Consider the following 13,383-nt stretch of genomic DNA (forward strand, 5'->3'; position numbering starts at 1 on the left):
TAGGCGTCCATACGCCAGAATCTTGAGGACAATGAGCCCCTGATCCTCATCCAGCCCCTAGAAGCGCTCATTTTACGAAACGAAGCGACGGTCAAGTGGCCGCGATCCGGGGACCGGGACGCTTGAACATTCGTCAAGCAGGGGCGTCGGGTGGTCATCATGCCCACTTCGCCGGAGGGCGAAGCGCCCAAGGCCGGGCCGCCTCAAGTTCTGAGCTCAAGGCAAGAATGACAGCCTCTCCCTGCGGCGGGCCAACGAGCTGAATGCCGATCGGGAGACCGTTGGTATGGACCGCCAGCGGAAGGCTGATCGCGGGTTGACCAGTGCAGTTGGCTGGATAAGTGAAACTCATCCAGTCGAGGTGCTCACGGGCCGCCATGGCCGGGTCCGTTCCCATTTGTCCGATCCGCGGAGCTGTTTGGGTGAATGTCGGCGTGATCAGGACGTCGTACTCATCCCAGAAGGCAATCACCTTTCGGCTTTCGGCGTGGAGCCCATCAATCGCTCGCACATAGTCCGAGGCCGAGACACCGTCCCCGAACTCGGCCGCGATGGCGTTGGCGGGATCGAGCAGCGAGCGATCAGAGACCGGCTGCGCGGCCATCGCTGCGGCGAACACGACTACTTGCAGGTCGCGGAGCGCCTGCGTCCGCGGACCGCGTTCCTCTACTTGGTGACCGAGCTGCTCGCACAGCGCCGAGACGTCGCGAACGCGGCTCGCGATTTCCGGGTCGACGGCAACCTCGGCGTCGGTGGTGAAGGCGATGCGCAGCCGGCCCGGGGCCCGGCGAGTCGCTTCGAGGAAGGGCTCAGTTGGCGGCGTCGCCCAGTAAGGGTCACCCGCCAAGTGGCCGGCCATGACGTCAAGCCCCGCCGCGGCATCCGCGACGGTGCGAGCCAGTACACCGTCGGTAAGGAGACCACCCCATCCAGCCCCTGACGTGGGTCCGAGCGAGATCCGACCTCGCGACGGCTTCAGCCCAACTACTCCGCAACACGCGGCGGGGATGCGGACAGAACCGCCCCCATCACTGCCGTGGCTCAACGCACAGAGACCTGCCGCGACGGCTGCAGCGGCGCCGCCGCTCGAACCACCGGCTGTGTGATCGATATTCCATGGGTTGCGAGCGGCCCCGTGTAGCCCATGGTCGGTCACCGGCCGCCCCCCGAGTTCGGCGGTGGTTGTCTTACCGAGGATGAGACAGCCCGCTTCTTTCAGCCGTCGGACGGCGAATGCGTCCGTGTCTGCGACGTCGTCTCGAAAGGCGCGCGAGCCACGGGTGAACGGATAGCCGGCCATCGGAGCAAGGTCCTTGATCGAAACTGAGATGCCCGACAACGGCTCGTTCGAGGCGTCGTGGCGTCCACGCTCAACCAACTCGGGCGTGGTCAGACAGAAGGCGTTCAGAACTCCGTCGAATCGGTCAATCCGATTCAAGTACTCCAACGCCAGTTCAGTAGAGGTGACCTCGCGGCGAAGGATGGCCGCCGCCTGGTCCAAGGCGGCAGCGAACGGACCAATTTCGGGCATGGCGCTCATGCCTCCACTTCGGCCGACCTCCGGCAGTAGATCCTGCCGTGCTCGCTGCGGACGTGCGGTGCCATATGCCCGAATCCGTAGACGCGGTCCATCTCGGGTGTTCGTAGGGCGTCCGGGCGATCGAGGTCGTACATCGCTAGAAACTGCGGCTGACCGTCGACGCATTCGTACCGAGCCGCGTTAACGAAGCCGGGACAGTCGAGCACTTCCGGCAGGTGAATCTGGTTGTACCAGTCGTTGAACGCGTGCTCGGCATGGGGTTCGATATCTGTGCGCACGGTCAGGAGGTACGGAGCCCCCCACCCGAGGCGCCGATGGCGAGAATCGAGCGATAGGTCCGACGATGCCAACCGCGCAGTGCGCGCGTCCACGGGCCCCAATCCAGAGCCCCCCGAACTAGAGCAGACTCAGCGACGGATTCGTGCTCGAGCTCGCACAAAAGCAGGAATCTTGGCTGCCCCTCCATGCTTTCGAGGGAAGAAGCATTCTGGACGCCAGGAGCGAGCCGCAAAGCGGGAAGCTGCACGTTGACTTGCCACTCCCGGAACGCTTCCGTGGCCTCCTCGGCGACATCGGCATATACGCAAATTACAGACTGGGTGTTCATCTGGTTCCTAGGTTCGGTCGTGACGCCATGGCATCTGGGGGTAAAGCTCGCGATGCTCCCCGCGCATGCGGGAGGCGACCGGTCCCCGCGTCATGCAGACGAGAACCGAACCACCTTTCAGACCGCGGATTCGTCATAGATCGCTAAGACTCCCGCGCCTGCGAAACCGCGGGCAGCAGGCTGGCAATGGCCGGCTGTAGAAGTTCTTCCGCGAACTGGTGGACCGACCGAGCCGGCCTCCCCAGCACGTGATCCACGACACCCGATGCGGGCACGCCCCCGCGGGCCGCGTAGTCAGCAAACATCTCGACCAGCCCGTCTGCGAGCCATTCCGGGGAACCTCCAGCAACTGCTTGTTCCCGCCATCTCGGCGCGCTCTCGTCGATGTACCGAACCTCTTGGCCAAGAACTTCTGTGATGTCCTCTGCCACCTCGTCGAACGACAATGACCGCGGCCCGGTCACCACAAGCGGCCCATTCAGATCCTGCTGCCCCACCAGGGCCTCTACGGCGACGTCTGCAACGTCCCGTGGATCGACGTGGGCAATACGCACATCGCCTGCAGGGAACACGATGCGACCGGATGTAATCTGGTTGAGTTGAGCGAGGAGGTGGCTCATGAACGCCGGGGGGCGAAGGATTGTCGATAGGATCGGAGATGTCGCGAGCCGCGCCTCCAGGAGGTCGTGCGGGCGGCGAAGATACGGCACGGGTGGCTCGCCTGCGTAGACAAGTGAGACCTTGACCAACCTCTCAACTCCGGCTCGCTCAGCGGCTTCGATCGCGTTCCACTCGTTGTCAAGCTGGTCTGCGCGGGGCGTTGCGAGGAAGACCCTTGTCACGCCCTCGAATACGGCGCTCAGCGTGCCCGGCCGAGAGAGGTCGCCAGGGACTGCCTTGAGACCCAATTGCTCAATCAGATGGGCGGACTTCTCACTGCGAGCGAGCACCCGCACATCGGTTCGATTAGCCAGGGCCTTCGCAACGTGCGACCCGACAGTTCCAGTTCCGCCGACGAGGAGAATCATTGTGTGACCGCCGCCACGTCATTGCGCCTTCGGCCCCGTTGCCGCTGTATTGCACTCTCCACGCTTCCTCCAAACAGGGTAACCCGTACATGGTCTCGTGGTGCTCTCCCTGACAGACCGCGACGTTCGTACGGACTGTTGAGTAGATGGCAGACAGGTGTTCACCTAGCCAGGTGCGGGTCAGTGGTGTGCAACCGCTAGCCGTTTGAGGCTGTTCGTTAGGCGTTGATGGCGCCAGCGACGAGTTCGCTGTTCACCTCCTGGGTGTGAAGGTCGGGAGTCGCGGTCGGTCAGGACAAGCGCCGCTTTGGCGCTGGACTCCTGTCGAGGTAGCGGCGTTGCTGGGCCCATTCGTGGTGCCGCTCTGCGAGGACGGCCCCGATGAGGCGTCTGATCACGTTGCGGTTGGTGAAGATGCCGACTGACGTTGGTGCGGCGGCGGAACTCGCGGTTGAGGCGCTTGTTCGGGGTGTTCCTCCAGATCCGGCGCCCGACCTCCTTGGGAGGACGGTGAACGCGAGGATGTCGACGCGGGCAGCTCGAGGTGTTCGACCACCTATGAAAGCTTCTCGCACAGAACTTCTACGACCCGGTCGATCTGGGCGGTGACGGCCCCGCGCGTCGGGCTGGTCGTACACCGAGTGCTGCAGCGCCCGCACCAAGCTCTGCCTGCGGGTCAGCGCGTTCGCGGCGGCGAACGTGTTCAGGCCCTCGTGCAGGTGGTGGGTACCGACGAGGCGCCCGAGCTTCTACTTCGGTCGTGACCCCGGGCTGCTTGCCCGCATCGGCGCGGGTCTGCTTGAGTCAGTTGCGCAACGTGTCGCCGTTGATGCCGAGCTGCTCACCGACGCGTAGGCGCGCGGCGTTGATGCTTGCACCACCCCGTCCTCGACCACGTCCAATGCGAGCCGGATGGGCGCGCTCACGGAGCTCGTCCGAGATACTTCCTTGGTTCTGGCATGACCCCACCCTTTCGCGGGTTGGGAGCCTCCACCAATCTGAGGCGGGTGACAACCTGGACACGGACTTGCCGATCCCACTTCTTCCCGCTTCTCTGGCGACTCCATCCAATCTCGATGCGCACGATCCGGGGCAAAGTCACTCGAAGGGTTACAGCGTGGTCCTCGCTGATTCCTCTGCGACAGGCTCGACGAAGACCCGTCCACCATGTGCTGGACTTCCATGCTCGCTTGCGGGCTGTCAACGCGCCTTCGGTTAGCGGATATTCGATCCACCAACCCTTCATGCAGCGCATGTGCCGGTCGATGCTTCGCCGCCATACTGGCTCGGTGACCCGCCCTACCGCTCTTTCGACCGCGACGACCACGACGCCAAATCAGCAAGCGTCCGCTCCTGGCCACGTAGGCAGCAGTACTCCCCGCCGCGAGGATCAACGGTTGGTCAGGGGCGAAGGTGCTTTCGTCGGGAACGTTGATGCCCGCAATCAACTCTGGATGCGTGTGGTTCGGTCTACGGTCGCACACGCGACCATCGAGTCCGTCGACATACGAGATGCTGAACGAATGCCGGGAGTTGCCCTCGTGCTGACCGGCGAGGACCTTGCCTCATTCGGAAACGTCCCGCTTAGGAACGTGGGCTATCAACGCATGTTCCCCGATCTTGACGAATACTGTCAGCCAGTGCTTGCTGCGGACAAGGTCCTCTATGTCGGCCAACCATTGGCAGCTGTCTTTGCGGACAACCCCTACCGGGCAGAGGACGCCGCAGAGAAGGTGCTGGTCGAGTATGTCGAGCACCCGCCGGTCCTGGACCCTGTGGAAGCAGCCCAGGACACCATTCTCCTGCATCCGTCAGGTAACGTGCCGGCAACCTTCGTTAAGGAGTACGGGGACGTTGATCGGGTGTTCGATGAGGCGCCACATGTCTTCCGCTCGGAACTCCGCATCGGCCGGCAGAGCGGAGTGCCGATGGAGATGCGGGGATGCCTGGTCCGACCAGTGCCAGGGCGCGACGAACTTGAGTTTTGGGGGGTGGTCCACGCGCACAACAGCCGCCGCATCCTAGCCGCCGCCCTCCGAATGCCGCTGAACAGCATCCATATGCGACACACCGATTTCGGTGGCAGTTTCGGCGTCCGGGGTGGAGTATTCCCGGAGTACGTCGCGGCAGGCATCGCAGCGAGGCGTCTCCGGCGCCCCGTCAAGTGGCTGGAGGACCGGCTCGAGCACATGGTCTCGATCTCGCACGCACGTGAGCAAGTGCACCGGATCGAAGGCGCCTTCGACAGTGACGGTCGGTTGCTCGGGCTAAGAGACGAGATTTGGCACAACCATGGGGCGTTTCTGCGCCAGACGGAGCCGCTCATCAGTGACATCACAGCGGGGATGGTCGGGGGCCCTTACCGAGTGCCTGCGTACAGCGCCACCGTTCATGCCGTAACGACCAATAAAACACCTCTGTCGGCGTATCGTGCGCCGGGTCGGTTCGAGGTGACCTTCGCACGTGAACGGTTGCTCGACTTGGCTGCCCAAGAGCTGGGGATCGACCCCGTCGACATACGAATCATGAACGTGTTGACGAAGTCCGACCTCCCCTGGGAGCCTGGAATGGACATCGTATTCGAGGGATTCCGCTTCGATTCGGGCGATGTACGTGACCACATGGAGAAGGCACTCGCAGCAGCCGACTTCGATGCGTGGCGATCCGAGGCCGCCGAGCTCCGCGCCACCGGACGGCTGGTGGGCACCGGACTTGGCGTCCTTATGGACAAGGCAGGACTAGGGCTGTATGAAACAGCGGTCGTCGATGTCGACCCGTCGGGGCGAGTCCGCGTCCTGACTGGTGCCTCGTCGGTCGGTCAGGGCATCGAAACTGTGATAGCGCAGGTTGTGGCGGACGAACTTGGCAACGATCCGGAGGAGATCGACGTCTTTCACGGCGACACTGACCAATTGAGTGACGGAGTTGGGTCCTGGTCGAGCCGCTCCACGGTGCTGGCCGGAGGTGCTGCGAGGAACGCCGCTCGGGGCGTCATCCAGAAGGCCCTACGTGTGGGCGCTCGCCTCCTTGGAGTTACCGTCGATGGCCTGCGGTTCGACGCAGGGCGAGTGTGCACGGTGCAGGAGCCGGTGCGTTCCCTGGGGCTGCCGGAGATCGCCCGGCTCTGGGACGGGTCGACGGCAAGACTCGCCGGGGAAGAACCTGGGTTGAGCGTCTCGGGACTATACCGGAACGAGCACATGAACTATCCCTACGGGATCACGTGCATACAGCTCGAGGTCGATGCGACGACCGGAGCCGTCGAGATTAGACGCCTCTTCACTAGCGCCGAAGCTGGTCGGGTGATGAACCCAATGACTACCCGCGGCCAAGTCATCGGCGCGGCCGCCCAAGGAGTCGGGGGGGCCTTATTTGAGGAGTTCCGATACGATGCTGCTGGGCAGCCACTCGCAACCTCTTTTATGGACTACTTGCTACCCGATGCGCAATCGATCCCCGAGGTTGAAGTTTTCGTGACCGAAGATGCACCGACTCCGGATAACCCGTTTGGAGCCAAGGGGATGGGTGAGGTCGGGCTGATCGCTATGGGCGCAGCTGTGGCCGGCGCCATCGACAACGCCTTAGGGAACGGTTTCCAGGCGACCCGGGTGCCGGTCCATCCCGAAGACATTTACGAGTTGGCTGCCACCGCGCGTGCCAAAGCAGCAGCGGGCCAGGCTCGTTCGGAATCTGATTCATTCTGATGGCGTCTTTCGTCTTCCGCCGTGCCACTCCCGACTCGTGCCACCGGGGTACGTCACTGAGGGCTGAGGTCGAGGGCGGCGAGGATGTCCTGGGCTGCCGGGGTGAGGCGGTCCTCCGCGAGGTGGTCGTGGCCGGCGATGCGCACGGTCACTTGTTGTAGCGGCCGTAGCGTCCGGACGATCTTCTTGATGCTCAGCCCGGTCTCGTTCTGCAGGTACCTGGCGATCGCGAGGGCGGCGAAGACGATGGTCAGGTGGGCTTCGATCGACTCGCGGGTGTGGTGAAAGATCGGCCGGGCACGCAGGTCGCTCTTGCTCATCCGGAACGACGCCTCGACGTGCCACAGGTCGTGGTAGCTCGTGATGACCTCGGCGGCGGGCATCACGCTTGCGGGGATGTTCGTCACGTAGCCCTTCAACCCGACCAGGCGCCGGGCCCGCGCGAGGGACGCCTCGTCCAGGGACTGCGAGCCGTTCTTGGTCGTCACGAATCGTGGTGTGCGGGCGGCCTTCTCGCCGGCGACCACGGCCTTGGCCCGGTTCTCCTGCAGCGTGAGGGTCTTGCCGTCGCGGACCGCGCGTTTGCGCGAGTAGGCCCACACCGCCCGCCACGACCTCGTGTGCATGGCCGGGTCCCACACCGGTTCGGCGCGCTTCTTCTCGTCGTTGACCGCCTGCGCGGCCCTGGTGGCCACCCGCGGGGTGATGGTGTCGATGACCTGCCCGTCGGTGAACGCGTCCCCGTGCCAACGGAAGTGGCTGGCCAGGTCCCCCGGCGCCTTCGTGACGCGCGAGCCGACAATGAACCGCAACCCGGCCACGTCGAGGTCCGTCAGGTTGGCCGCCGACAGCATCCCGGCGTCGGCGACCACGACCAGGTCCGACAACGAGTGGCGCTCCTGGAACTGGCGGATGATCGGGATCATCGTGCTCGTCTCGGCGGTGTTGCCCTCCCAGCAACCGATCTCGAGCGGGAAGCCTGGACGGTCGACCAGCAGCCCGACGACGATCTGCGGGTCGACCCGGCGTTCCTTCGAATAGCCGACCTTGCGCAGCTCGTCCTCGTTCTCCGCCTCGAAGTACAGGGTCGTCACGTCGTACAGGCACAGCGACACATCGCCGCTGGCTGCGGCGTGGGTGAAGCACGCGGTCGCGATCTGGTCGCGGTAGCCGCCGACCGAGGCGCGCTGCAGCGACCGGAACATCGTGCGCAACGACGCGTGCTCGACGCCGATCTCATCGAGGACCCGCAGCGAGTCGGCCTTGGACGTCGGCTCGATGATCCGGGCCAGCACCAGCTGCGCGAACGCCGCATCCTCGATCGCGTCGAACCCGAGCCGGGCGTACACGCCGGTCAGCACCTGCCACAGCAGCGCGGACCGCTTGCCCGTAATCACCCCAGGACGCTCGGGCAGCCCCGTCGCCTGCTCGACTACCGCCTCACCGAGGTCGAGCGCGTCCTGCCCCGGCCGCAGCCGACGACGGGCCTCGGCCATCAGCACCGCCAACTCGGCCTCCGAGCGTGCCGTCCCGACGTGCTCGAGGATGTGGTTGCGCCCACCGCGCCGCTCCGCGATCTGAACCTTCGTGGCGCCCGACCGGCCGGCCGACTTCCGAATGAACACCACGAGCCTGACCCTACCGACGAGCGGGGTACGTCATTTCGATCGCGCACACGCCCCTGACCAGCACAAACGCCAGCCGAATCCTTGACCAACCCTCAAGTGGCACGAGTCAGGTCGGAATCTGATTCATTCTGATGGCTCTTCGCCGATGAGTGTGGGGTCATAGGGCCAGTCCGCCGCCGATGAGGAGCATTCGGAGGCGGTAGTTGTCTCGGTTGCGGAAGCCGCGTGCGATGCGGCGGTGGAGTTCGATCAGTCCGTTCATCGCTTCGGTGCCGCCGTTGCTCGCGCCGCTGGTGTCGAAGTAGCCGAGGAACTCGCTGCGCCAGGTGGTGAGGGTCTTGCCGAGACGTGCGACTTCGGGGACCGGGCACGAGGCGAACGAGTCGAGGATCTTCTCGGCGACCTTTCGTCCCGCGGCGTGGGTGTCTTGGTGGTAGGCGGAGCGGACTTGTTGGGCGCACAGCCAGGCGAGCTCGACCTCGACGTGGCGCTCATCGGCAGCCCACGCCGATGAGAGCCGCTCGCGTTGTCGGTCGGTCAGGTTCTCGGCGCCGGCGCGCAGGATGTTCCGGATCCGGTACAGCGGGTCGTTCTTGCGGCCGCGGTGGCCGCGGGTCTCCTGCTGGACCCGGCGCCGGACCTCGTCGACCACTTGCGTGGCGAGCTTGACGACATGGAAGGCGTCCAGGACCGAGCGGGCGTCCTCGAGCCGGTCATCGATCGCGTTCTTGTAGCCGTGGAACGGGTCCAACGTCGCCACTTCCACGCCGACCCGGAACGCCTCGCCGCGCTGGTCGAGCCAGTGCTTGTACACGGCGCCGGAGCGGCCGGGCACGAGGTCGAGCAGCCGAGCCCTGGTGTGTCCGTCGGCATCTCGGGTCAGGTCGACCATCCCGGTCAGCTCCTTCGGTCCGCGTCCGCCGTCCTCGACCGGCTTGGTCGACACGTGGTGCCACACGTGCTCATCGACCCCGAGGACCGCGACGCCGGCGAAGCGCTCCTCGTTGTCGGCGGCGGCCTGCAACAGCGGCCGGATCGAGTCCCACACCGTGCGCCAGCCCGTGCCGAGCTGACGCCGGATCCCGTTGACCGAGGCGTGCTCACGGCGGATCTGCTCGATCGCCCACCGGCACGCCGCACCGTCAACACCGCCCGCGGGGCGGCGACCTGTTCGTCCTGCTCGAGGAACGAGGAGACCTCGCACGCCGGCTCCGGGCACACCCAGCGGCGCTTGCGCCATACGATCCGCACCGGCCGACCGAACGCCGGCGCGTCGACCAGGCGCACGTTCACCCGGCCGTGGCCGTGCGCGATCACCCCGCACGAGCGGCAGCCCATCGGCCCCGGAGCCGACTCGACCGTCACAACCATCCGGTCATGACCGTCACGCTCAACGGCGATCACGTGCAGCCCGGGCAGCCCGACGAGCACGTCGCAACGGTCGCAGTACTCGCCGCCGGGAACACGGCAGCACGACGTAGGCTCGGGCATCGTCGAGGTCCTTGAGATCGGTGCGAGGTAGAAGTCCTCCGATCCTCAGGGGCCTCGACCCATACACCCCTCAACCCGCGACCCGGCGCGTCGCGCTCACCCCACACTCATCGGCGAAGAGCCATTCTGATGGCGTCTTTCGTCTTCCGCCGTGCCACTGGCTCGCCGGCGAAGGCCGCTGTTGACGGCAACACTGCCTAGTCCGCTCGGTCCCTTCACTTGGCATTGCCAGGCCGGGCGGGCTGCTCGGGGGGTTGAGCAAAGACGACAATCGGGCTCATCTTTGACATGGAGATATCCGAGCACCTGAGCAATGGCAAGCATGCGCCACGTATTAGTGGTCCGCGCGAGCTCTGACACACGGCACGAGGCCCAAGACGGTCTCGACCGACAAGGGCGATCGCGTCCGGATCAAGGTTGCTGCGGTTGCGACGGCCGCTTCCAGCCGGCCATCGTTAAGAAGGGGTTACGAGACCATGGAGGCGTCGACGTAATCGGAGTGTTGCGAGTCATCAAGGGACCGAGCCTGCATGCCGTGGCCCTGCTCGTCGAGGCCGAGGTGTCCGCGGAGGTCGAGGCGGCTGGGAGAGGTGTAGGCGCGTTTCTTTAGGAGACCGATTTGCCCTACTGAGGCAGGGACACCACTTCGGGGATCGCGGCTGACCTCAATCCGATCTAGCCGGTACCTCGTGGGAGGCCGGCTGGGCGGCGTTCGAGGGGCTCAATGAGAAATGGAGCAACGGCTAACACGCCGACGGGGCAGGTGCTCCAGCAAATGAGAGCAGTTCGTCGGTTTCCTAGACTCGTATCCCGCATTTAGACCCTGACGTGCTCGACGAACGTTTACACAGCCTCTGAACCCCGCTACCGGGGAGAGCGAACATTCAGAGCCATTCGCGATTTGGTAGATTGCCATTAGGTCGTCGGCCTCGTCACATCGTCGCTAGATCCTAAGCGCACCGGCCAGCCCGATGGGCCTATGCGCCGCAAGCCAGCAATCAGCGTGTTCGCAGTCAGCTTGAGAACCGAAATCCCTGGCCATATGATGGTCGAATGAAAACGCCGCCCACATTTTTACCGAGATAGTTCCACGCCAAGGCCGCCGCCGGCAAGGCTTGGATTGGGGGGCCGATCCGATGGGGCCGTTCGCCCTGGTCATGGCGACAGTGGATGTTTGGGGAGGCTTTCATCGCGGCGAGCCGCGAGGCCGGGGACTGGTATCGAGAGGGCTGCTTGGGCCGCAGCCGGAACTAGTTGATGCGGAGCAGGTCGGGGGTGAGGGCGGACAGGTCGGCGCCCTCGGGAAGGTAGGCGCGGGTTAGACGACGGCGTTCTCGACGAGGAGCTTGTGGGCCGTGGTGTTCTCGTAGCTGGGACGCTGCCAGGGCGAGCACAGGTCCCAGAAAGTAGATGGTCCCACGAGGCCGGTCGCGATCTTTTGGCGTCAGGCAGCCCACCTGTGGTAGCGGTCACTTCAGGGGCAACAGCGCCGAGCACCATGCGTTGCGGTCGGCCGGCCAAGGCGTGCGCTCGCGCTTGGCCGGCCGGCCTCAACGCCCTCGGACCGACCTGCTCACTACGTCACTCTCTGCTAATTGCGGAGTGCAACTGGTCTGCGACCCAGTCGACCATTTCCAGACGCGGCCGGGGACCCAGGTTGTGGCAGCAGTGGTCCCCCTCAGGTTCTACGACTATCGTGAGGTCCGCGTTGACGGCGTACTGCTTAAGAACGTCAACTTGGGATACTGGAACGAAGTCCAGGCCGCCTTGCTGGAAGTAAGTTGGCACGCGCAGTTCTTTCAACACCGAGCGAGCGTCCAAGCACTTTTCGACGAAGACGCGCGCCTCGTCCATATCGGCGGACTTGCTGACGTAACGCCACGACTCCTTAGCTAGGGGCCCTCGGCCCTCCCAATTCTCGAAGTTCACGTAGCCACCCCAGGACACACAGGCGGTGAAGCGCCTGTCCAGGCTAGCGCTACGCAAGGCGTAGTGCCCACCAGCGCTACGGCCCAGGACTGCCAGCCGATTCGGATCCAGCCGGGAGTCATTGACCAAAAAGTCCACCACTCGCGATGTGTAGCGCTCAAAGTCGCCGCGAGCGGGGGTGCTCACTAACATCTCACCCTGGCCGGGACCGTCGAAGGTCGCGGTGGCGACACCTCGGGCGAGCAACAGTTCCTCGAATCGGTAGCTCTCTTCCTTTGTGGACTCCAAGCCGCCGATGAGGACAGCGCACGGCCAAGGACCTTCTCCCTTAGGCACGCGGAGGTAACCGGGGATAGTGGCGTCGTCGATGGGCAGGTTGAATCGCTCTGCCGGCGGGTCCAGGTAAGGAGCTGCCTTGGCATACAGTTCGACCTTGCGTCGTTGACCCGCGGTTCGGTCCTCGCCGAACCAGAGAAACTGGGCGTACTGCGCGCAAAGGGAGGCTGTCACGAACAGTTCACCGGCGGAATGCCGATGTCCGGTGTCCGCGGCACTCTGGGCTGCTTGCTCGTATTGTGCGGCCGTGTCCATCCAATAGTCGTACCAGGATACGCTCACATCCCGATCTCGTGCGGCAGCGAGGTCCGCGTAGGGCACTCCGTCCATGATCAGGCGGCCCCAGTTCAACATCTCCTTGTCAGGAGATGCCTGGGTGTCGATACTAGTCATTTTTGCTTCTCTCCATTCAGCGCGGGAGCCTGGACAGGCAATGACCGCGTCCAAACTCCGGTATCTCTTAACCTCGTAGAGGCTAATGTTGGGGCTCTCACAAGCGGCGGTGGTTAAAGGTCTTGCCGATATCCATCGGCCACCACCGCCCAGTCGCAAAATGTCTCGGGTGATACCAGTCGGCGAGCGAAAGCCATTCTCGACGGGAACCGTATTTGCATCGTCGAATTCTGGGAGGGCAATGACTCTCAGCCATCTTGCGTCGGCAGGTTGGCTAGCTCTGACGCCTCTTCGAGAGCGAGCTGCATGGCTTCGACAATCTGTTGGTATCCTGTGCAGCGGCAGAGGTTTCCCGAGATGAGCTCGCGGATCTCGTCCTTATCCAGCGGCTTGGCCTCGTTGTAGGCTGGCAGCAGGGTCATCAGGAATCCTGGGGTGCAAAAACCGCACTGTAAGCCGTGGCGGGCTGTAAACGCTCGCTGCAGCCCGTGCATCTCCTCGCCGTGGGACAACCCCTCGACCGTGGTGATTCGGCGGCCGTCGACCTGCACAGCCAGAGTGGTGCACGACCGAACCGGCGCGCCGTCCAGAAGCACAGTGCACGTCCCGCAGACGCCATGCTCGCAGCCCACGTTTGTGCCGGTCAGTCCCAAGTCATCCCGGATGAAGTCGGATAGTAGCAAACGGGGCTCGACGTCGCGGTCGTGCGCCTCGCCGTTCACGACAA

The 13,383-nt window shown here is 64.4% G+C and carries 7 protein-coding genes and 2 pseudogenes; 1 reads left to right on the forward strand and 8 read right to left on the reverse strand.

Annotated elements, in window-relative coordinates:
- Positions 1–157: 157 nt before the first annotated feature.
- From U5C87_RS22535 to U5C87_RS22550, 4 genes and pseudogenes are all read right to left on the reverse strand, one after another.
- Entirely contained in the window at positions 158–1,540 is a 1,383-nt protein-coding gene (locus U5C87_RS22535) for an amidase (RefSeq protein ID WP_330474610.1), read from the reverse strand.
- Positions 1,537–1,818, reverse strand: a complete 282-nt coding sequence (locus U5C87_RS22540) for a hypothetical protein (RefSeq protein WP_330474611.1) — start codon at positions 1,816–1,818, stop codon at positions 1,537–1,539. Before U5C87_RS22540 ends, U5C87_RS22535 begins: the two co-directional genes overlap by 4 nt.
- Before the next feature lie 472 nt (positions 1,819–2,290).
- The gene (locus U5C87_RS22545) at positions 2,291–3,175 is read right to left on the reverse strand and encodes an NAD(P)H-binding protein (RefSeq protein ID WP_330474612.1); all 885 of its coding nucleotides are present in this window, start codon (positions 3,173–3,175) and stop codon (positions 2,291–2,293) included.
- Between the two features lie 326 nt (positions 3,176–3,501).
- A pseudogene (locus U5C87_RS22550) lies at positions 3,502–3,834 on the reverse strand (transposase); the annotation flags it as partial.
- Between the two features lie 795 nt (positions 3,835–4,629).
- Between U5C87_RS22550 and U5C87_RS22555 the strand changes: the two are divergent.
- Positions 4,630–6,879: a xanthine dehydrogenase family protein molybdopterin-binding subunit gene (locus U5C87_RS22555; protein ID WP_443082091.1), complete on the forward strand. Its 2,250-nt coding sequence runs from the start codon at positions 4,630–4,632 to the stop codon at positions 6,877–6,879.
- Between the two features lie 53 nt (positions 6,880–6,932).
- Here U5C87_RS22555 and U5C87_RS22560 read toward each other — a convergent pair whose 3' ends face one another.
- From U5C87_RS22560 to U5C87_RS22575, 4 genes and pseudogenes are all read right to left on the reverse strand, one after another.
- Positions 6,933–8,507 (reverse strand): IS1634 family transposase, encoded by a 1,575-nt coding sequence (locus U5C87_RS22560; RefSeq protein WP_330474613.1) that lies wholly within the window; start codon positions 8,505–8,507, stop codon positions 6,933–6,935.
- 157 nt (positions 8,508–8,664) lie between these two features.
- Positions 8,665–9,998 (reverse strand): annotated as a pseudogene (locus U5C87_RS22565) (ISL3 family transposase).
- A 1,581-nt stretch (positions 9,999–11,579) separates the two neighbouring features.
- Positions 11,580–12,656 (reverse strand): alpha/beta hydrolase family protein, encoded by a 1,077-nt coding sequence (locus tag U5C87_RS22570; RefSeq protein ID WP_330474614.1) that lies wholly within the window; start codon positions 12,654–12,656, stop codon positions 11,580–11,582.
- A 248-nt stretch (positions 12,657–12,904) separates the two neighbouring features.
- A complete protein-coding gene (locus tag U5C87_RS22575) occupies positions 12,905–13,378 on the reverse strand; it encodes a (2Fe-2S)-binding protein (protein ID WP_330474615.1) in 474 nt (157 codons plus the stop codon).
- Positions 13,379–13,383 lie beyond the last annotated feature (5 nt).

It is taken from the genome of Terrabacter sp. C0L_2 (assembly GCF_036352015.1).
GTDB classification, from domain to species: domain Bacteria; phylum Actinomycetota; class Actinomycetes; order Actinomycetales; family Dermatophilaceae; genus Terrabacter; species Terrabacter tumescens.